Genomic DNA, 20,251 nt, shown 5'->3' with positions numbered 1-20,251 from the left:
AGCCTGCTAGGCTCGCTGAAAGGCTGGGGGCGAACCCTGGCCACGATCAGAACAAAAGGCCCGATGCACATGCATCGGGCCTTTTTCGTTACGACGGCTGAAATGCTTACTGGCTCAGCGCCTTGACCAGCGCGTCGACGTTGCCTTCCAGCTCGGCGACCGGGTCGTCGCTGTCGGTTGCCAGCACCAGCAGCTGCACGCCGGCGGCCTGCACTGCATCAGCCACTGCTTTGGGCGGGTTGCGGTGAGTCAGCACCAGGGCCACGTCATCGGCTTGCAGAGCGCCGGTCAGGGACTTCAGGGCGTCGGCGTCCCAGTCGCGGTCATCGCGGCTGTCGCTACTCACCAGATCCAGGTTGAGGCCGCTGATCAGGTAGTCCAGGCGATCGCTGAGGCTGTACACCGACAGGTTGTCGGCCTTGGCCAGCTCGCGCTCGCTGTGGGCGTTGAGCTTGAGCAGGCGCTGCTTGAGGGCAGCCAGGTTCTGCTCGACCTTGCCCTTGGCGTCCGGCGCCAGGCGCACCAGGTCGGCAGCCATCACGTCGGCCATGCGCCCCATGTTGTTGATCGCCAGCCACGGGTGGCTGGCCAGGTCGTTGTCACCGGCACTTTCGGCCTGGATGGCGATACCCGGCAGGGCGCCATCCACCGGGCGGGCGGCATCGATCTCGACGATGCGGATGTTGCTGCGCCGTGCCATGGGGTAGAGCGGGTCTTCCGACCATAGCGAGCGCAGGGCGATGGCTGCGTCGGCCTCGACGGCGACCTTCTGCAGCGCGGCGGCGCCACGCCCGGCGAAATACGATACCTGGCGGCTGGCCGGAAGGTTGGCCGGCGCGGCGCGCTCGATGTGCACCTGGGTGCCGTCGAGCAGGTCACTGGCCAGGCCAAAGGTGATCGGCTGCGAAACCAGCACGCTGACCTCCTTGGCGAGGGCGAGGCCCGGCAGGCTGAGGAGCAGGGCAAGGCCCAGTTGGTGGAGTCGATGGGTCATCCCAGGTTCCCTTTCAAGCTTGGTACGACGCCGCGTGCGATGGCGGCGAGGGCGAAGGCGATACCAGCGATCATGATGATCGCGGCGCCGGAGGGGATCGGCAGATCCAGCACGATGGGCAACAGGATGCCGAGCAGCGTGCTGACGGTGGCGATCAGCACCGAAAGCCAGAAGAAGCCTTTCAGCGACTGGCTGAGCAGACGCGCGGCGGCGGCTGGAATTACCAGCAGGGCGCCGACCAGAATCGCGCCGATGACCTTGACCGCGGCCACGGTGATCAACGTCACCAGGATCACGAACAGGTAATCCAGGGTCTTCACGGCAACGCCGCGCACTGCGGCCAGCTGCGGGTTGAAGCTGGCCAGCATGATGCGGTTGTAGAGTGGCAGCGCCAGGCCCATGACCAGGCCACCGACCACCAGCAGCACCAGAAGGTCGGTGCCGTTGACGGTGAGCACCGAGCCGAACAGCACGTTTTCCAGAATGTGCACGTTGATGCGCCCGGCCAGCACCAGCAGCAGGCTGGCGCCCATGGCCAGGGACACCGACAGGAACACGCCGATCAGCGTGTCCGGCGCCAGGCCCGTGCGATTGCGCAGGTAGTTGAGCAGGATGCCGAACAACAGCGCGTAGCCGAACAACGCGCCGTAGGGGCCGGTGTAGGGCTCGCCGAGCAGGATGCCGATGGCCACGCCGGTCAGCGCGGCGTGGCCTACCGCCTCGGAGAAGAAGGCGAAGCGCTTGACCACCACCAGGGTACCCAGGCCGCCCAGTACCGGGCCGATCAGCAGGCCGGCGAGCAGGGCGTTGACCACGAAGCCGTAGGCCAGCGCGGCGGGCAGGTAGCCAGCCGAGGCCCAGCCCTGGATCAACAGACGGAACTGTTCATAGTCGATCATGGCTGGGCGGCCTCCACGGTGCGGGCATGGGTGGAGAACAGGCTGAGCAGGCGCTCCGGGGTCAGGGCTTCACCTGGCGGCGCATCGAACAGCACGCGGCGGCTCAGGCCGGTGACGCGATCGGCCAGGCGCTTGACCGCTTCCAGGTCGTGCTCGATCCACAGCACGGTCATGCCGGCACGGCGCCAGTCACCGAGCAGGCGCTCGAACACCTGGATGCCGGCTTCGTCGAGGGCCGACATCGGCTCGTCGAGCACCAGCAATTGCGGCGCGGGAATCAGCCCCTGGGCCAGCAGCACGCGCTGGCGCTCACCGCCGGACAGCGCGCCCATGCGCCGTTTGCGCTTCTCCAGCATGCCGACGCGGGCCAGGGCCTCGTCGATGGCCTTGGCGTAATGCTTCGACAGGCCGAGAAAGGCTGGTCGGCGCTGGCACATGGCAGCCATGAAGTCGTCCACGGTCATCGGCAGGCCGCGGTCGAACTCCAGCGCCTGAGGCACGTAGCCGATGGTGCCGACTTCGCCCTGCCAGGCCAGGCTGAGCGTGCCCTGATGGGGCATCTGGCCGAGCAAGGTCTTGATCAGCGAGCTCTTGCCGCCACCGTTGGGGCCGACCAGCGCATGCACGCTGCCCGGGCGCACCTGAAAGCTGACCTTGTCGAGGATCTGCGTGCGCCCCAGCACCAGGCTGACCTGCTGGAAATCGAGGGTCGGGCCGATGGCCGCCACGCTCAGGTTTTCGGCTGCGGTCATTGGCCGGCGTCCTGGATGGCGCGCACCACGGTGTTCATGTTGTTGGCCATTTCCTTCTCGTATTTCTCGGCGCTGTATTCGCCGTAGGAAATGTGCGACAGCGGGTAGAGCTTGACGCCCGACTCGCGCTGGATGGTGTCGACGTAGGTGGACGGGAAGTCCAGCTCGGAGAAGATCACCTTGACGTCCAGCTCGCGCAACTGGTCGATGGTTTTCTTCAACTGGCTCGGGCTCGGCTCGATGCCGTGGGCTGGCTCTACCACCGCGGTGACTTCCAGGCCGAATTCGCGCAGCAGGTAATCGTAGGCCGCATGCACGGTGGCCACGCGCAGGTCGGCGTCTGGCGCTTCGGTGAGCTGGGCGAGGGCGTCGGCGCGCAGCTTGCGCAGGCGCTTGCCGTACGCACGGGCATTCTGGGTGTAGGTCTTGGCGTTGTCCGGGTCGAGCTTGCCGAGTTCGCGGGCGATGTTGTTGACCTGGGCGATGGAGGCGCTGATCGACAGGAAGGTGTGTGGGTTGACCACCTTGCCGGCGCCACGGGCTGCAATGCCGGTGGCGGCCAGCAGCGGCACGTTGGCATTGGCCTCGATCACTTCGATATCCGGCTTTTCGCTGGCGGCGATCATGCGGTCGGCGAAATCGTCATGGCCCACGCCGTTGAGCACCACCACGTCCAGCGAGCCGATGCGCTTGATGTCCTCGGCCCGCGGCTCGTAGGCGTGGGGGTTGAAGCCGGCCGGAATCAGCGGCACCACCTCGGCCTTGTCGCCGACGATGTTGCTCACGTAGCTGTAGTAGGGGTGCAGGGTGATGCCGATGCGCAGCTTGGCATCGGCCACGCTGGCGGCGCCGAGTAGCAGCAGGGCGGTCGCGCCGATACTCAGGCGTGACAGCAGGTGGCGTGCGCGGAAAAGGCGGGAAATGGGCATGGGCGGGCGGTCTTCTGTCGGGTGAGTCAAAGGTGTCAGTGGCGATGTTGCCGGGTCACACCTGCGTCGTACTGGGAGGCGATCTGCTGCCAGCCGGCAGCGATAAGGGCCGGTGCATCGAGGCTGGCAGGCGCGCTGGCGGTGCTGCGGTTGAGCCACACGTCGGCCTGCTCACCCTCGGCGTCGAGGCGCATGAGCAGGGAGCCGGCGACGTCCAGCGCCTGGCTGGCACCGAAGTAGGCGGCCTCGTCGCCGGGCAGCAACTGCCACTGGTGGCTGCCGCGGCTGGTGGCGCTGGCATCGTTGACGAATGGGGGGAAGCCTTCATCGGCCAGCTCGGCGGGGCTCAGCAGGGTCTGCTCTTCGTCGCGGCGAATGCGGATCTCGTCGGCGGCCACGCGCAGGTCGGCATAGATGCCTTGTTCGGCGGCAGTCAGGTCGCGGCGGGCATCGATCTGGTGACTGGCGATGGCGGTTTCGCTGTCCGTTTCGCCATGCCAGGCGACCACCGAGCCGGCCACCAGCACGATGACCAGGCACAGGGCGAGCACGTAGAGGGTTTCATGACCGGCACCGGCGGGGCGTACGACCTGAACCGTCATGGGGCCTCGATTTCCGTGTGGTCGATTTCGACGATATGGCCGGGGCCCGCGTCGAACAGCACGTAGAACTCACCTTCGGGCTTCTTGAAGGTCAGGGTCGAATCGTCGGCCAGTTTGCCGGGCACCAGGATGCTCTCGTCATAGCCGATCACATCCAGGGTCACGCCGGCGGCGCCGCTGCCATCGGAGAAACCGCCGGTGCAGCGGATGTTCTCGGCATCGACTTCCTCGCACTGGCACATGGGGTTGTGAGCCAGGGCCAGGCCGCTCAGCGACAGCAGGGCGATACCTGCGACGCTGCGCAGGACGTTGGGCTTGATCATGGTTTGCCTCCTTGTTGTTTCTGCAGCCACGCGACGGTGGATGGGGATGCCTGTTCGAGCGGTACGGCGGCCTGATGCACGGAGCCGTCCCAGCCCTCCATGGTGATCCACAGCTCGGCGTCGGGCTTGGTGCGGTTCGGCAACGGCACGGTGGCGCCCATGCGGTAGGCGCTGCCGAAGAAGATGCCGCCGGCGGCGCGCAGGCTGCGGGGCTTGCCGATGCGCAGGTAGGTGGCCTTGACCTGGCCGATGCATTCCTTGCACAGCGCACCGGTGAAGGTCTTCATGTAACCGGCCGGGCCGTCGAGTTCCGGTGGTGCGGCGCGAAATTCTGCCAGGGTGATCGACCAGGGGCCGACCGGGAATTCACCTACCGTGCGCTCGCCCAGGCCGCTGGTGCCGCGAAACAGCGCGACGTCGGCGAAGTACTTGGGCATGAACCCCAACGGGATGAGCACCAGCAGGATGTTGATGTGAAAGCGCCACTTGTACCAGAAGCGGCTCAGCGGCGAAGCGGGTTGTGCTGCCATGGCCTTGCTCATGCCTTGACCTCCCCAGTGTCGGTTGCAGTGTCGCGGTCACGCGAGCGCGCCGGGCGCTTGATCACCTTGGCGGTGGCCTGGGCGGTGCGCTTGGTCCAGATCAGCAGACCGCTGAGCACCATCATGCTCAGCATCAGGCCGAAGAAGAACCAGATCATCTTCACCCACAGGCCCCCGAAGTCGCCGGTGTGCAGCGGGCGCATGGATTCGGTGACGAACTCCAGTTTGGAGCGATCCTCGAGCAGGCGCTGCTGGGCCACTTCGCCGGTGTAGGGGTTGATCGAGGCACTCTGCATCATCAGCGGGTACCAGCCGCGCCCGCCGACGGAGATATGGTCGTAGGCGTTGCTGGGCAGGCGGGTGAAGCTGACGTCCAGGCTCGGTACCTTGCCGATGGCGATGCGCGCCGCTTCGTCCACGTCGAGCATCGGGATCGGCTCGCCGGGGCGCACGTTCGGCACGTCCTCGCGGGCCACTACGGCGGGCACGCCTTCGGTGGAGATGGAAATCTGATTGTCGAACAGGATCGCCTGGATCAGGAACCAGATGCCGGTGATCGACACCACGGCGATGAACCAGATCGACCAGATGCCGCTCAGGCGGTGGAAGTCGCCCCAGAAGATCCGCGCGCCCTGGTTGAAACGCAGGCGCGGCTTGAAGAAGCCCTTCCAGAATTTCTTGTAGACCACGAGGCCCGTGATCAGCGACAGCAGCATGGGGATGCCCATCATCGACACCAGATACCAGCCCCAGCTGAAACCGTTGGTGAAGGGCACCAGCCACCAGCCGTGCAGGGCGCGGGTGAACTGGCGGAAGTCGAACTCGGGGCTCACGCCCTGAATGGCGCCGGTGTAGGGGTTGACGTAGATGGTCGGGTTGCTGCCGTCCGGGTAGCTGACCCGCGCGGTGAGGGCGAAGTGCGATTCGTCAGGGCGGGCGATGGACTGCACCACCAGCTCCGGCTGGGCCTTCTTGATTTCGGCCAGCACCTGGCCGAAGGTCAGCAGCTCGGCGTCGTCCGAGGGTTTGCTGGCGCGTACGTCGGGGTTGGCCAACCAGACGATTTCCTGGCTGACCACCGCCAGGGTACCGGTGACGCAGACGATCAGCACGAAGAACCAGATCGGCAGAGCGAGCCAGCTGTGCACCAGGAACCAGATTTTTGAACGCGACTTCTTGGACATGTATATCAGTCTTGTCTGAGCGCCTCGTGCGTTGCACGGGGCGCGATTTTAGGTACGAACGAAACCTCGCCGGCCAGGTAGCCAGCGAGGTGTACAAACCGATGAAGTGCTCGCCAGGCGGGCACGAATGAATCAGCTATCTACTAGGACGGATGAGAAGCGTAAAACCCGCAGCTGCAAATGAAAATAGTTATTTCATAGATTCAGATGTGCTGCTGTTCTGTCGCAGGGTGCGGCGCATTTCTCCCGGTGGGTGCTCGAGCCAGCGCTTGAAGGCGCGCTGAAACGCCTCCGCGGAGGCGAAGCCGAGCAGGTAGGCGATCTCGCCGAAACTCAGCTCGGTGTCCCGTACGTAGGCAACCGCCAGGTCGCGGCGGGTCTCGTTGACGATGGTGCTGAAGCGGGTGCCTTCTTCGCCCAATCGACGGCGTAGCGTCCAGCTCGGCAACTGCAATTGGCGGGCGATGTCGTCCATGTCCGGCTCTCGCCCATGCAGGCGCGGGCCGAGCAGTTGGATGACGCGATCACGCATGTTTTGCGGGCGGGTCAGCTTATGCAGCTCCTGCTCGCAAAGTTGTAACAATTCATTCCAGGTGCCCGGGCAATGCAGCGGATTGCGCAGGTTGAGCGCCTGCTGGTCGAGCCTGAGTCCGTTGAAGTCCGCCTCGAAGGTCGGCACGCAACCGAACTCCAGCGGATAGCGTTCGGCGTAGTCAGGCGCGCTGAATTCCAGCTGAAGCGCTTGCGCGGTCAGCGGCGTGCGGGCCAGGGCGCCCAATTGTTGCAGCCAGGTGGCCAGCACGGTGTCGACCACGAAGCGGTTGTAGGCGTTGTACGGGCCGATGGAGTGAAAGCGCAGCCAGGCACCATTGCTGTCTTCGGCCAGGCTGGAACGACCACGGTAGTTCGAGGCGTACAGTGCCTCGAAGCGGATCAGCGTACGGGCCGCCTCGCGCACGGTAGGCGCCTGGGCCGCGGCGATACCGGCCAGCCCCAGGCGATGCAGGTAGGCGAAGCGGCCCATCAGCAGGCCCAGGGCCGGCTCGCCGGTCAGTTCGATGGCGGCGTGGCCCAGGTGCATGTAGCGCGGGATCGATAGCCGCGCGCGTGGCTCGGCCAGGCGCGCAGCATCGAAGCCGTAGTGTTCGAGCAGCGGCTGCGAGGCGTGGCCCAGATGGTCGACGGCGTCCGCCAGGCTATGCAGGTAGCCAATGGAGAGATCGCCCAGGCGAATGGCGGCAGGTTTCATCGGCGTGCGCCCGGCAGGGAGGTTCGCCAGCGTAGCTCGGCCCAGGGCAGTGCGCCAGATGTGCTGTCACTCATGATCATTGATTTGTCATTTACGATCATTGAGTGGGGGCATCTGCTTCACTATCGTCTAAGCCATACGACCGCTGCCCGCGCAGGTGGCGGCAACTCCGTGACCGACGCCGATGGACTGAAACCATGACCGCCTACCCGCACCTGCTCGCGCCCTTGGATCTGGGCTTCGTGACCTTGAAGAATCGCACCCTGATGGGCTCCATGCACACCGGCCTGGAAGAGAAACCCGGCGGCTTCGAGCGCATGGCGGCCTACTTCGCCGAGCGTGCCCACGGCGGCGTCGGTCTGATGGTCACCGGCGGCATTGCGCCGAACGAGGAGGGCGGTGTGTACGCCGGTGCGGCGAAGCTGAGCACGCCCGAGGAGGCGGACAAGCATCGCATCGTCACCGAGGCGGTGCATGAGGCGGGTGGGCTGATCTGCATGCAGATCCTGCACGCCGGCCGCTACGCTTACAGCCCCAAGCAGGTGGCGCCCAGCGCCATCCAGGCGCCGATCAATCCGTTCAAACCCCAGGAGCTGGACGAGGCGGGCATCGAGAAGCAGATCGCCGACTTCGTCAATTGCGCGGCGCTGGCGCGCCAGGCTGGCTATGACGGCGTGGAAATCATGGGGTCCGAGGGCTACTTCATCAATCAGTTCCTGGTGGCCCATACCAACCAGCGCAGCGACCGTTGGGGCGGCAGCTACGCCAACCGCATGCGCCTGCCGGTGGAGATCGTGCGTCGCGTACGCGAGGCGGTCGGCAGCGACTTCATCATCATCTATCGCCTGTCCATGCTCGATCTGGTCGAGGGCGGCAGCAGCTGGGAGGAGATCGTGACGCTGGCCAAGGCCATCGAGGCGGCGGGCGCCACGCTGATCAACACCGGCATCGGCTGGCACGAGGCGCGCATCCCGACCATCGCCACCAAGGTGCCGCGCGCCGCGTTCACCAAGGTTACCGCCAAGCTGCGCGGCGAGGTGAAGGTCCCGCTGATCACCACCAACCGCATCAACACCCCGGAAGTGGCCGAACAGGTGCTGGCCGAGGGCGATGCCGACATGGTATCGATGGCGCGGCCGTTCCTGGCCGACCCCGAGTTCGTCAACAAGGCCGCTGCCGGGCGCAGCGACGAGATCAACACCTGCATCGGCTGCAACCAGGCGTGCCTGGATCACACCTTTGGCGGCAAGCTGACCACCTGCCTGGTCAACCCGCGGGCCTGCCACGAAACCGAGCTCAACTACATCCCCACCACTGCGGTGAAGACCATCGCCGTGGTCGGTGCCGGGCCTGCCGGGCTCGCCGCTGCCAGCGTGGCGGCCGAGCGCGGGCACCGCGTTACCCTGTTCGATGGGGCCGGTGAGATCGGCGGCCAGTTCAACGTGGCCAAGCGCATCCCGGGCAAGGAAGAGTTCTTCGAGACCCTGCGCTACTTCAAACGCAAGCTGGAGACCACCGGCGTCGAGTTGCGCCTGAACACCCGGGTGAGCGCTGCAGACCTGCTCGCCGGCGGTTTCGACGAGGTGATCCTGGCCACCGGCATCGTGCCGCGCACGCCTGCCATCCCGGGTGTCGAGAACGCCAAGGTGATCAGCTATCTGGACGCCATCCTGGGGCGCAAGCCGGTGGGCCCGCGCGTTGCGGTGATTGGCGCCGGTGGCATCGGCTTCGACGTCAGCGAATTCATCACCCATGCAGGCCCGGCCACCAGCCTGGACCGTGAGGCGTTCTGGAAGGAGTGGGGCATCGACCCGGCCCTGCAAGCGCGCGGCGGCGTCGCCGGCGTGCAGCCGCAGGTCGAGCCGGCAGCGCGCCAGGTGTTTCTGCTGCAACGCAAGAAGAGCAAGGTCGGCGACGGCCTGGGCAAGACCACCGGCTGGATCCACCGCGCCGGTCTGAAGAACAAGCAGGTGCAGATGATCAATGCCGTCGAATACCTGCAGATCGACGACCAGGGGCTGCACGTGCGCGTGGCCGAGGGCGAACCCCAGGTATTGCCGGTGGACACGGTGATTCTCTGCGCCGGCCAGGATCCGCTGCGCGAGCTGCAGGACGCGCTGGTTGCCGGCGGTGCTTCGGTGCACCTGATCGGCGGCGCTGACGTAGCCGCCGAGCTGGATGCCAAGCGCGCCATCAACCAGGGCTCACGCCTGGCGGCAGCACTGTAGTTCGGCATTTTCATTCACCCTCTACCGAACGGGTCACAGTTCGACCGTACCGTTCGTCCTGCGGCTGAATGACTGCCAACCGGGTCACACAGCCTGTAATGGGTTCTCGCCTAGACTTGCCTGGCTGGCGTCTCGTTGCGCCAGGCCAAAGGCAGCGTGAACCGTCATTACCCGTGGAGAACATCGATGAGCAAGCCGCAACTGATCGAGGCCGTGATGTTCTTCGCCCCGGACGGCAGCATCGGCAAGCAGATGTTCTACACCGAGTTCGAGACCCTGCTCGATGGCCTGGTGAAGATGCCGACCCTGGCCGACGAGCAGGTGCGGGCCGTTTACGTGGTGATCAATGGCCGTCTGCAGATTCGCTCGGCGGTGTTCTTCTACCTGGATCTCGACGAAGACGGTGCGCCGGACAGCGGTTGGAACATTCCCCTGCAGCAGATGGCCGAGCGTGCCGGCCGCGGCCCCGACCTGGGCGGCGGGCCGATTCGCCTGGCCTGCCGGAGCCAGTGCCCGGTTTCCTGGCACCAGATGCATCTGTGGGACCCGAGCCTGGTGCCCGGCAACAATGATCTGGCCACCTTGCGTGACACGGTGCGAGCCAACGCCCTCGGCATCCTCATGCAGGAAGAGGAAGCCCCGGCCGTGACGCCCGAGCGGCTGCAGGTGGCTTCCGAGGATCAATGGTACGCGGCCGACGCTTCCCGCGATCTGGCCGAGAAGCTGGCCGAGCGCCTTTCCCACGACTACCGGCAGAAGGCCGCGCAACTGGTTCGCCAGCAACGCGAGCGCCTGGCTGCCCTGGCTCACGAGCACCAGGCCGAACTGGCGCGCGCCGCGTCCAGAAGCGATGGACAACTGGCCGAGCTGCAAGGGCAGATTCAGGCGTTGCGGCAGGCGCTGCGCCAGCAGGAAGGGCTCAACCAGAGCTTGAAGTCGCAACTGGCCGAACAACGGGAAGCGCAACAGAGCGAGCGCGAGGAAATGGCGGTGCGGGTGCGCGCTGCCGAGCGTCACGCCCGCACCGAGCGCGAAATCCTGCGCGAGCAGTTCGACGAGGAACTGCGCGCGCGCATTCTCGCCACCCAGTCTGCCGCCGAGGAACAGGCGTGTCGCCGCGAGGGCGAGGCTGCCCAGCGCGGCGCCAGCCAGGTGCTCGAACGCCTGGCTGCGCAAGGTGTGGTGTTCGTGGTGTTCCACCCGGGCGCGGGGCACCTGACCGTGCCTTTGCAGGATGTCGACCGCTACCTGGCCGGCCCACTGGCTTATGCGGCGAGCAAGTGCTTCGTGCCGGAGAGCCAGTACCGACAGTGGCTGGAGCATTATCAGCGGCCCCGTTGCGAAGGGCTGCAGGCCGATGGCCAGCGCTGCGACGTAGCGGTCGAGCGGGTCGAAACGCCCGGGCGTTTCGTGGTTGGCGAGTCCAACTGCTGCATGCAGCACAAGACCGCCCGCCTGCGCACCGTGGGTTAAACTCCCGGCCTTTTTCCGGGCCATATCGTCATGACCTCGATTCCACTGGCTGCCATCAGCGCCTGGCATCCCCAGGCGCCGTTGCAACGGCTGCAGTTCGACTGGCTGACGGGCGTCGAACTGGCGGTGCTGCGCCTGGACCTGATCGACCCGCTGATCAGCGGCAACAAGTGGTTCAAGCTCGCCCCCCATCTGCGCGGCGCTGCTGAACAGCGTGCCAGCGGCATCATCAGCCTCGGCGGCGCCCACTCCAATCATCTGCATGCCCTGGCGGCCGCTGGGCAGCGGTTTTCCTTCGCTACCGTCGGCCTGCTGCGGGGCCACCCTCAGGACACGCCGACCGTCGAGGATCTGCAGCGCTTCGGCATGCAGCTGCATTGGCTGGGCTACGGCGGTTATCGCGAGCGGCATCGTGCCGACTTCTGGGCTCAATGGCTGGCGCGTCATCCGGGTTTCATGCCCGTGCCCGAGGGCGGTGGCGGGCTGCCCGGCGCGCTGGGGTGTGCCGATTTGCCGGCGATGGTGGCGGGGCAGCTGGCAACGCTTGGCTGGGATGATTACCACGATTGGTGGTTGGCGGTAGGCACCGGCACCACGCTGGCCGGGTTGGTGATCGCAGAGGAGGGGCGGCATAGCGTTCACGGCGCTCTGGCGGTACCGCTGGATCATGGCGTGCCCGAGCGGGTGCGCACGCTACTGGCTGAGGCGGGCCGTGACGATGGTGGATACCGATTGCTGGATGCCTGTCGCGGCGGCTTCGCGCGTCAGGACAGCGAGTTGCTGGCCTTCATGGAAGGGTGCGAGGCGCAAAGCGATTTGCTGCTGGAGCCCTTGTATACCGCCAAGGCGTTGCTGGCCTTGCGCGATGCCATCCGCCGAGGTGAGATCGAGGCCGGCCGACGCCTGATCTTCCTACACACCGGCGGCCTGCAGGGCCGCCGCGCTGCGCTTGGCAAGGACTCAGCGCGCTGAGGGCGGCGCCGCACCCGGTTCGGTGCCGCTGGCGGGCCAGTCATCGGCGACCAGAAAGATCCGCTGTCGCTCGGTAAGTGCGCCGTTGTCATCAGGCTGTAGATCGACCAGCAACTGCGCGCCGGCGTCCACGGCCAGCCCATCCATCCAGACCTGCAGGTCCTGGGCTGACCAGGCTTGCACCGCCAGCCGTCTAGCCGGTGCCAGCCAAGCGTTGCGCGGCAGTGGTTGCCAGCGGGCATCCGGGTATTGGGCCTGCAGCCCAGGCCATTGCCGGCGGTGCAGCCAGGTGCCGCGCAGGTGCGCCGGCTCGGCCTCCGCCGGTGATGGATGATCCCGGCCATGGGGGTAGAACAGATAGCCACCCAGCCACATCGAGGCCTGGATCGGTGCGTGGGTCAGCCTCTCCAACGCTTGCCGCGCTTGCGGCGAAGCCGACAACGGCAACTGGTGAATGGCGAGATGATCGAGCTTGAGATCCAGGCGGTCCCGGCCTCCCGGGCCGATCCAGTGCTCGGGTGCACCGGGCGGCTGGCCCAGGTACAGCTTGATCGCCAGCTCCACATGGTGCACGCCGCTGCCATCGCGCAGCAGCAGATCCAGCTCGCCCAGGGTATGGCCGCCCTGGCGGATCGGCAGGTTGGCCGCCAGTATCTCGATACCCGGCGCCGCGTGCAGGGCGAACTGCCACAGGCGTTCGTAATAGAGGCCCAGGCGCCGCACCGAGCTACGCGACAGCCATTCGTGCAGCGCTTGCGGGTTTTCGTCCTGAAGCTGCAACCAGTCGGCCAGTAGATCCGGTTCGGCCGCCCAGCTACTGGCGATGAGGGGATGGCGCTGTGGCCAGGACGTATGGGCGAGCAGGGGCGGCGAAAGCAGCGTCCAGGCCAGGTCGCGCACGGCAGGTTCGCTGAGGTGGCGGGGCAGGTCGGCAAGCGCGGTGAAGGGGTTCATCGTTGCAGCATAGGCGTTTGGCAAGCCATTGAAAAACTACCTACGTTGCCATTGCTGCGTTAAAAACAGCCTCGAGTGCGAGCCCAGGCTAGGCGCCCCCGTAAAAATGCTCATGTACAACTCGTACACTCCGCTTTTTCGGCTGTTTTTGTGGGGCCGCCCAGGCCTTGCACTGGCTGCCTCGCCTACGTTTTTCAACGGCCTGCCAGGGCCGTCGGCGTCAGGGTTTGCTGGCGCAGGGTGCCTTCGCCCATAATCCAGGCCATTAGAGCCAGAGCCTCGCGGGAGCCCCATGGAGCAGTTTCGTAATATCGGCATCATCGGCCGCCTGGGCAGCACCCAGGTGCTCGACACCATCCGCCGCCTGAAGAAATTCTTGCTCGAGCGCCAGCTGCACGTGATTCTCGACGACACCATCGCCGAAGTGCTGCCGGGCCACGGCCTGCAGACCTCGGCGCGCAAGCACCTGGGCGAGTTCTGCGATCTGGTGATCGTGGTCGGTGGTGACGGCAGCATGCTCGGCGCCGGTCGCGCCTTGGCGCGCCACAAGGTGCCGGTACTGGGCATCAACCGCGGCAACCTGGGTTTTCTCACCGATATCCGCCCCGATGAGCTGGAGTCCAAGGTCGCCGAGGTGCTGGAAGGCAATTACCTCACCGAGAACCGCTTTCTGCTCGAAACCGAGGTGCGCCGGCATTCCGAGGCAATCGGCCAGGGCGATGCGCTCAACGACGTAGTGCTGCACCCGGGCAAGTCGAACCGGATGATCGAGTTCGAGCTGTATATCGATGGCCAGTTCGTCTGTAGCCAAAAGGCCGACGGTTTGATCGTCGCCACGCCAACCGGCTCCACGGCTTACGCGCTGTCCGCCGGCGGGCCGATCATGCATCCCAAGCTCGATGCCATAGTCGTCGTACCCATGTACCCGCACACGCTGTCCAGCCGGCCCATCGTGGTGGATGGCAACAGCGAGCTGAAGATCGTCGTCTCCAAGGACCTGCAGCTCTACCCGCAAGTGTCGTGCGACGGCCAGAACCATTTCACCTGTGCGCCGGGTGACACCATCACGGTACGCAAGAAATCCCAGAAGCTGTGCCTGATCCATCCGCTGGATCACAACTACTACGAGGTCTGCCGTACCAAGCTGGGTTGGGGTAGCCGACTAGGCGGAGGCGACTGATGCAGCTCGATCCGTCTCGCGGTTATGACCTGATCGGTGATGTGCACGGCTGCGCCAATACCCTGGTGCGCCTGCTGGAACGCATGGGTTATCGCCGCCAGGACGGCGTGTGGCGGCACCCGCGGCGCATGGCGATCTTCCTCGGCGACCTGATCGACCGGGGCCCGCGCATCCGCGAGGCCGTGCATCTGGTGCACGACATGGTGCGCGCCGGCGAGGCGCTGTGCATCGTGGGCAATCACGAATTCAACGCCCTGGGCTGGATGACCCCGGCGCCACCGGGCAGCGGGCGCGCCTTCGTGCGTGAGCACACGGCGCGGCACGAACGGCTGATCGGCGAGACCTTGCGGCAGTTCGAGGCCTACCCGGATGAATGGCGCGACATGCTGGCGTGGTTCTACGAAATGCCGCTGTTTCTCGATGCCGGCCATTTTCGCGTGGTGCACGCCTGCTGGGACGAGGCCATGATCGCCTCGCTGCGCGGGCAATTCCCCAGCGGCTGCATCGACGAACACTTCCTGCAGGCCTCGGCCATTCCCGGCAGCTTCGCCTGCACGGTGCTCGACCGCCTGCTGCGCGGCACCGACATGCGCCTGCCAGGCGGGCTGACCATGACCAGCAGCGATGGCTTCACCCGCTCGTTCTTCCGCACCAAGTTCTGGGCCGGCAACCCGTCGACCTACGGCGATGTGCAGTTCCAGCCCGACCCGCTGCCCGAGCAGGTGGCGTGCCTACCGCTCAGCGAAGAAGACCGGGCGCAACTGCTGACCTACGGCCCCGAGCAGCCGCCGCTGTTCGTCGGCCACTACTGGCGCAGCGGCACGCCGGCGCCGATCTGCCCCAACATCGCCTGCCTCGACTACAGCGCGGTGATGTACGGCAAGTTGGTGGCCTACCGGCTGGACCAGGAAACTCGTCTGGATCCGGCCAAGTTCGTCTGGGTCGAGGTAGAACGGCCGGGGCCGGCGCGATGAGCCCCGTGATCGCCCTGCGTGCGCCGCTGGAACAGGACCTCGCTGCATTCATCACCCTGCTCGGCAGGCTGCGCGTGCCGCACCGGGTGGCCGAGCAGGGCAACGAGCAGGTGCTCTGGGTGCCGAGCGAAGAAATCGCCGCCCAGGTGCGCGAGCTGTATGCACGGGCGCCCCAGGGCGACCCGAATCTGCAGCCCGTGGCAGCGCCGGTCGCCAGCTCGCGGCCCGGCATCGCCGCCCAGGCCCGGCGCAGCCCGCTGACCCTGGTCGTGCTGGCGCTGACCCTGCTGGTCGCGGTGTTGACCTGGGGCGGTGAAGACTACGACGTGGTGCGCTGGCTGAGTTTCGTCGACTTCCATATCGACGGGCAGTACATCTATTTCGCAAGCTTCACCCAGGCCATCGACAGCGGTCAGTGGTGGCGACTGCTGACGCCCATGCTGTTGCACTTCGGCATTCTGCATCTGGCGATGAATAGCCTGTGGTACTGGGAGCTGGGCCGGCGCATCGAGGCGCGCCAGGGCGCCCTGATGCTGTTGCTGCTGACGCTGTGGTTCGGCCTCGCCGCCAACGTGGCGCAGTACGTCTATGGCGGGCCTGCGCTGTTCGGCGGTTTGTCCGGCGTGCTCTACGGGCTGCTTGGCCATTGCTGGCTGTTCCAGTGGCTGGCGCCCAATGCAGCATATCGGCTGCCACGTGGCGTGCTGGTGAGCATGTTGATCTGGCTATTGATCTGCATGACCGGTGTCTTCGAACTGCTGCAGTTCGGCGCCATCGCCAATGCCGCCCACGTTGGCGGGCTGATCGCCGGCTGCCTCACCGGCGCCATCGGAGGGTTGCTGGCTCGCCAGCTGGCACGGCGCTGAGCGTCGCCAGCGCCTCGGCTTGGCGGGTCAGATAGGGTAGAATCAGCGCTTTTCCAGCTTTGGAGTCAGCCATGTCCTCCTTCGTCGAATTGATCCGCAACATCACCCCGGACGTGTATGAAAGCCTCAAGCTGGCTGTGGAGATCGGCAAGTGGCCCGATGGCCGCAAGCTCACCCAGGAACAGAAAGAGCTGAGCTTGCAAGCGATGATCGCCTGGGAAATCGAGAACCTGCCCGAGGATCAGCGCACCGGTTACATGGGCGCGTCCGAATGTGCCTCGAAGTCCGAGCCTGTCCCGAACATCCTGTTCAAGTCCTCGGAAACCCTGCACTGATGTTTGAGGTAGCCCGCGGCGCTTTGAGCAAGATGGCCACCCAGCTCGATGCGCCAGTGCAGTACGCGTTTCGCCTGGGTGACGAGCAGGTTGCCGTCAACCCGATGATCGGCAAGACCGTGCGCCTGGAGTTTCTCGGCGCCATTCATTGCAGCCATTGCGGCCGCAAGACCAAGTCCAGCTACAGCCAGGGCTATTGCTACCCCTGCATGCAGAAGCTGGCCCAGTGCGACCTGTGCATCATGAGCCCCGAGCGCTGCCACTATGACGTCGGCACCTGCCGTGATCCCGGTTGGGGCGAGCAATTCTGCATGACCGATCACGTGGTGTACCTGGCCAACTCGTCAGGCATCAAGGTCGGCATCACCCGCGCCACGCAGATTCCCACCCGCTGGATCGACCAGGGCGCCACCCAGGCGCTGCCGATCATGCGCGTGGCCACGCGCCAGCAGTCGGGCTTCGTCGAAGACCTGCTGCGCAGCCAGGTGGCGGACAAGACCAATTGGCGTGCCTTGCTCAAGGGCGACGCGGCGCCGGTCGACCTGCTGCACGTGCGCGAGCAGATCTTCGATGCCTGCGCCAGTGGCATCACCGCGCTGCAGGAGCGTTTCGGCCTGCAGGCCGTGCAGCCGCTCAACGAACAGAGCGTGGTGGAAATCCGCTATCCGATCGAGGCGTATCCGGCGAAGATCACCAGCTTCAACCTGGACAAGAACCCTATTGCCGAAGGCACGCTGCTGGGCATCAAGGGCCAGTACCTGATGTTCGATACCGGCGTGATCAATATTCGCAAGTACACCGCTTACCAGATCGTAGCCAGCTGCGCCGCCTGACCGGCAGGCGCGGCTGACGCCATTCACCTGTCTGCCGCGCCAGTCGGCGCGGCATCGAAGAGGTTTCCCATGCGCACCGAACAATCGAAGACCATCTACCTGAAGGACTATCAGGCGCCGGATTACCTGATCGACGAAACCCACCTGACCTTCGAGCTGTTCGAGGATCACACCCTGGTACACGCCCAGCTGGTGATGCGCCGTAACCCAGAGCTGTCCGCCGAACTGCCGGCGCTGGTGCTGGACGGCCAGCAGCTCGAGCTGTTGCACCTCAAACTCGACGACCGTGAACTGAGCGCCGGCGACTATCAGCTCGCCGACAGTCACCTGACCCTGCAGCCCACCCAGGCCAGCTTCGTCATCGACAGCAGCGTGCGCATCCACCCGGAAAGCAACACCGCGCTGGAAGGCCTGTACAAGTCCAGCGGCATGTTCTGCACCCAGTGCGAGGCCGAGGGTTTTCGCAAGATCACCTATTACCTCGACCGCCCGGACGTGATGAGCAGCTTCACCACCACGCTCAGCGGCGACAAGCAGAAGTACCCGATCCTGCTGTCGAACGGCAATCCGATCGCCAGCGGCGAGGAAGACGACGGCCGCCACTGGGCGACCTGGGAAGACCCGTTCAAGAAACCGGCCTACCTGTTCGCCCTGGTCGCTGGTGACCTGTGGTGCGTGGAAGACACCTTCACCACCATGAGCGCCCGCAACGTGACGCTGCGCATCTACGTCGAGCCGGAAAACATCGACAAGGTGCAGCACGCCATGGACAGCCTGAAGAAGTCCATGAAGTGGGACGAAGAGGTGTATGGCCGCGAGTACGACCTGGACATCTTCATGATCGTCGCGGTCAACGATTTCAACATGGGCGCCATGGAGAACAAGGGTCTCAACATCTTCAACTCCAGCGCCGTGCTGGCCCGCGCCGAAACCGCCACCGATGCCGCGCACCAGCGTGTCGAGGCGATCGTCGCCCACGAGTACTTCCACAACTGGTCGGGCAACCGCGTGACCTGCCGCGACTGGTTCCAGCTGTCGCTCAAGGAGGGCTTCACGGTGTTCCGTGACGCGGGCTTCTCGGCGGACATGAACTCGCCGACGGTCAAGCGCATCCAGGACGTCGCCTACCTGCGCACCCACCAGTTCGCCGAGGACGCCGGCCCCATGGCCCACCCGGTGCGCCCGGATGCGTACATGGAAATCTCCAACTTCTACACCCTGACCATCTACGAGAAAGGCGCCGAAGTCCTGCGCATGATCCACACCCTGCTGGGCGCCGAAGCGTTCCGCAAGGGCTCGGACCTGTACTTCGAGCGCCACGATGGCCAGGCCGTGACCTGCGACGATTTCGTCAAGGCCATGGAAGATGCCAGCGGCGTCGACCTGACCCAGTTCAAGCGTTGGTACACCCAGGCCGGCACGCCGCGCCTGGCAGTCGCCGACAGCTACGACGCCGCGGCGAAAACCTACACCCTGACCTTCACCCAGAGCTGCCCGGCCACGCCGGGGCAGAGCGAGAGCAGCAAGCTGCCGTTCGTGATCCCGGTGGAGCTGGGCCTGCTGGACGGGCAGGGCAACGACTTGCCACTGCGCCTGCAGGGCGAAGCCGCCGCCGTGGGAGGCAACCGCGTGCTGTCGGTGACCGAGGCGCAGCAGTCGTTCACCTTCGTCGACGTTGCCGAGAAGCCGCTGCCGTCGTTGCTGCGTGGCTTCAGTGCACCGGTGAAGCTCAGCTTCGCCTACGACCGCGACCAGCTGATGTTCCTGATGCAGCACGACAGCGACGGCTTCAACCGTTGGGAGGCCGGCCAGCAGCTCAGCGTGCAGGTGCTGCAGGAACTGATTGGCCAACACCAGCGCGGCGAAACGCTGGTGCTCGACCAGCGCCTGGTCAGTGCACTGCGCACCTTGCTGCAGGACGACACGCTGGATCAGGCCATGGTCGCCGAAATGCTGTCACTGCCGGGCGAGGCCTACCTCACCGAAATCAGCGACGTTGCCGATGTCGACGCCATTCATGGCGCCCGCGAGTTCGCCCGCCAGCAACTGGCCGATGCGTTGTTCGAACCGCTGTGGCAGCGCTATCAGGCCAACCGCGCGGTATCGCGCGCCACGCCTTACGTTGCCGAGGCCGATCACTTCGCTCGCCGTGCGCTGCAGAATATAGCGCTGTCCTACCTGATGCTGGGTGACAAGCCCGAGGTGCTAGCCGCGGCGCTCGATCAGTTCGAGAACAGCGACAACATGACCGAGCGGCTGACTGCCCTGGCGGTGCTGGTCAATTCGCCATTCGAGGCCGAGCGCAGCAAGGCCCTCGAGGCGTTCGCCGAGCACTTCAAGGACAATGCCCTGGTCATGGATCAGTGGTTCAGCGTGCAGGCCGCCAGCACCCTGCCGGGCGGGTTGGCCCGCGTGCAGGCGCTGATGGAACACCCGGCTTTCACCCTGAAGAACCCCAACAAGGTGCGTGCGCTGATCGGCGCGTTCGCCGGGCAGAACCTGGTGAATTTCCATGCCATTGACGGTAGCGGCTACCGCTTCCTGGCCGATCAGGTGATCGTGCTCAACGCGCTGAACCCGCAGATCGCCTCGCGTCTGCTGGCGCCGCTGACCCGCTGGCGCAAGTACGGCGCCGCGCGTCAGGCGCTGATGAAGGCCGAGCTTGAGCGCATTCTCGCCTCCGGCAAGTTGTCACCCGATGTCTATGAGGTGGTTAGCAAGAGCCTGGCCTGAGCCATGCTCGGAGCGGCGCTGGCCGTTCCGGGCGTACCATTGCTGCATCCCACCGGCGCCCGTTCTGGGCGCCCCATCAACTGTGCTTAGCCCCCCGATCTTTGTTACCCGCGCTTTGGTGGTAACAAATTTTTGTTACCTCAGGGGATGAAAAGCTACCGCCGCCCTCCGTCAGCCACTTAATATCGCCGCCGCTGTCGCCATGCTGGCATTTTGATCAAGGTTTTTT

Annotated in this window: 19 protein-coding genes; 9 read left to right on the top strand and 10 right to left on the bottom strand. The window is 65.5% G+C overall.

Annotation, left to right across the window (positions count from 1 at the left end):
- Positions 1-106: 106 nt before the first annotated feature.
- From BVH06_RS08740 to BVH06_RS08700, 9 genes are all read right to left on the bottom strand, one after another.
- On the bottom strand, positions 107-994 hold the full coding sequence (locus tag BVH06_RS08740) for a metal ABC transporter solute-binding protein, Zn/Mn family (RefSeq protein WP_075930763.1): 888 nt from the start codon (positions 992-994) through the stop codon (positions 107-109).
- Positions 991-1,893: a metal ABC transporter permease gene (locus BVH06_RS08735; protein ID WP_013790915.1), complete on the bottom strand. Its 903-nt coding sequence runs from the start codon at positions 1,891-1,893 to the stop codon at positions 991-993. Before BVH06_RS08735 ends, BVH06_RS08740 begins: the two co-directional genes overlap by 4 nt.
- Positions 1,890-2,645: a metal ABC transporter ATP-binding protein gene (locus BVH06_RS08730; protein ID WP_075933801.1), complete on the bottom strand. Its 756-nt coding sequence runs from the start codon at positions 2,643-2,645 to the stop codon at positions 1,890-1,892. The genes BVH06_RS08735 and BVH06_RS08730 overlap by 4 nt, the downstream gene beginning before the upstream one ends.
- Positions 2,642-3,574, bottom strand: coding sequence for a metal ABC transporter substrate-binding protein (locus BVH06_RS08725; protein WP_075933800.1), 933 nt, complete (start codon positions 3,572-3,574; stop codon positions 2,642-2,644). Before BVH06_RS08725 ends, BVH06_RS08730 begins: the two co-directional genes overlap by 4 nt.
- A gap of 35 nt (positions 3,575-3,609) precedes the next feature.
- The gene (locus BVH06_RS08720; RefSeq protein WP_075933798.1) at positions 3,610-4,176 is read right to left on the bottom strand and encodes a DUF6162 family protein; all 567 of its coding nucleotides are present in this window, start codon (positions 4,174-4,176) and stop codon (positions 3,610-3,612) included.
- Complete coding sequence (locus tag BVH06_RS08715) at positions 4,173-4,499, bottom strand: hypothetical protein (protein WP_075930759.1); 327 nt, start codon at positions 4,497-4,499, stop codon at positions 4,173-4,175. Before BVH06_RS08715 ends, BVH06_RS08720 begins: the two co-directional genes overlap by 4 nt.
- Entirely contained in the window at positions 4,496-5,041 is a 546-nt protein-coding gene (locus tag BVH06_RS08710; RefSeq protein ID WP_075930758.1) for a thiamine pyrophosphate-binding protein, read from the bottom strand. Before BVH06_RS08710 ends, BVH06_RS08715 begins: the two co-directional genes overlap by 4 nt.
- The gene (locus tag BVH06_RS08705) at positions 5,038-6,225 is read right to left on the bottom strand and encodes a PepSY domain-containing protein (RefSeq protein WP_075930757.1); all 1,188 of its coding nucleotides are present in this window, start codon (positions 6,223-6,225) and stop codon (positions 5,038-5,040) included. Before BVH06_RS08705 ends, BVH06_RS08710 begins: the two co-directional genes overlap by 4 nt.
- A 190-nt stretch (positions 6,226-6,415) precedes the next feature.
- A complete protein-coding gene (locus BVH06_RS08700; RefSeq protein WP_075930756.1) occupies positions 6,416-7,474 on the bottom strand; it encodes an AraC family transcriptional regulator in 1,059 nt (352 codons plus the stop codon).
- A gap of 197 nt (positions 7,475-7,671) precedes the next feature.
- On the opposite strand from BVH06_RS08700, the gene BVH06_RS08695 reads away from it, so the two are divergent.
- The 3 genes from BVH06_RS08695 to BVH06_RS08685 all read left to right on the top strand — a co-directional run bounded on the left by BVH06_RS08695 (position 7,672) and on the right by BVH06_RS08685 (position 12,147).
- Entirely contained in the window at positions 7,672-9,702 is a 2,031-nt protein-coding gene (locus BVH06_RS08695; protein ID WP_075933797.1) for an NADPH-dependent 2,4-dienoyl-CoA reductase, read from the top strand.
- Positions 9,703-9,888: 186 nt separating this feature from the next.
- Positions 9,889-11,175, top strand: a complete 1,287-nt coding sequence (locus tag BVH06_RS08690) for a chromosome partitioning protein ParA (RefSeq protein ID WP_075933796.1) — start codon at positions 9,889-9,891, stop codon at positions 11,173-11,175.
- A gap of 30 nt (positions 11,176-11,205) precedes the next feature.
- The gene (locus BVH06_RS08685) at positions 11,206-12,147 is read left to right on the top strand and encodes a 1-aminocyclopropane-1-carboxylate deaminase/D-cysteine desulfhydrase (protein WP_075933795.1); all 942 of its coding nucleotides are present in this window, start codon (positions 11,206-11,208) and stop codon (positions 12,145-12,147) included.
- Here the strand turns inward: BVH06_RS08685 and BVH06_RS08680 are convergent.
- A complete protein-coding gene (locus BVH06_RS08680) occupies positions 12,136-13,101 on the bottom strand; it encodes a DUF1853 family protein (RefSeq protein WP_075933794.1) in 966 nt (321 codons plus the stop codon). The two genes, BVH06_RS08685 and BVH06_RS08680, sit on opposite strands and share 12 nt — an antisense overlap.
- 292 nt (positions 13,102-13,393) lie before the next feature.
- On the opposite strand from BVH06_RS08680, the gene BVH06_RS08675 reads away from it, so the two are divergent.
- The 6 genes from BVH06_RS08675 (at position 13,394) to pepN (ending at position 20,022) form a co-directional block, all read left to right on the top strand.
- Positions 13,394-14,281 (top strand): NAD(+) kinase, encoded by an 888-nt coding sequence (locus BVH06_RS08675; RefSeq protein WP_073268818.1) that lies wholly within the window; start codon positions 13,394-13,396, stop codon positions 14,279-14,281.
- The gene (locus BVH06_RS08670; protein WP_075933793.1) at positions 14,281-15,255 is read left to right on the top strand and encodes a metallophosphoesterase; all 975 of its coding nucleotides are present in this window, start codon (positions 14,281-14,283) and stop codon (positions 15,253-15,255) included. The genes BVH06_RS08675 and BVH06_RS08670 overlap by 1 nt, the downstream gene beginning before the upstream one ends.
- The gene (locus BVH06_RS08665; protein WP_075933792.1) at positions 15,252-16,121 is read left to right on the top strand and encodes a rhomboid family intramembrane serine protease; all 870 of its coding nucleotides are present in this window, start codon (positions 15,252-15,254) and stop codon (positions 16,119-16,121) included. The genes BVH06_RS08670 and BVH06_RS08665 overlap by 4 nt, the downstream gene beginning before the upstream one ends.
- Before the next feature lie 71 nt (positions 16,122-16,192).
- Positions 16,193-16,456, top strand: coding sequence for a YeaC family protein (locus tag BVH06_RS08660; protein ID WP_070886441.1), 264 nt, complete (start codon positions 16,193-16,195; stop codon positions 16,454-16,456).
- Positions 16,456-17,289, top strand: a complete 834-nt coding sequence (locus BVH06_RS08655; RefSeq protein ID WP_075933791.1) for a DUF2797 domain-containing protein — start codon at positions 16,456-16,458, stop codon at positions 17,287-17,289. The genes BVH06_RS08660 and BVH06_RS08655 overlap by 1 nt, the downstream gene beginning before the upstream one ends.
- A gap of 69 nt (positions 17,290-17,358) precedes the next feature.
- A complete protein-coding gene (gene pepN / locus BVH06_RS08650; RefSeq protein WP_075933790.1) occupies positions 17,359-20,022 on the top strand; it encodes an aminopeptidase N in 2,664 nt (887 codons plus the stop codon).
- Positions 20,023-20,251: the final 229 nt, after the last annotated feature.

This window comes from Pseudomonas sp. PA27(2017) (assembly GCF_001945445.1).
Lineage (GTDB): Bacteria > Pseudomonadota > Gammaproteobacteria > Pseudomonadales > Pseudomonadaceae > Aquipseudomonas.
Note: the sequence above shows the minus strand (reverse complement) of the source record. Positions and strands in the feature narration are given on the sequence as shown.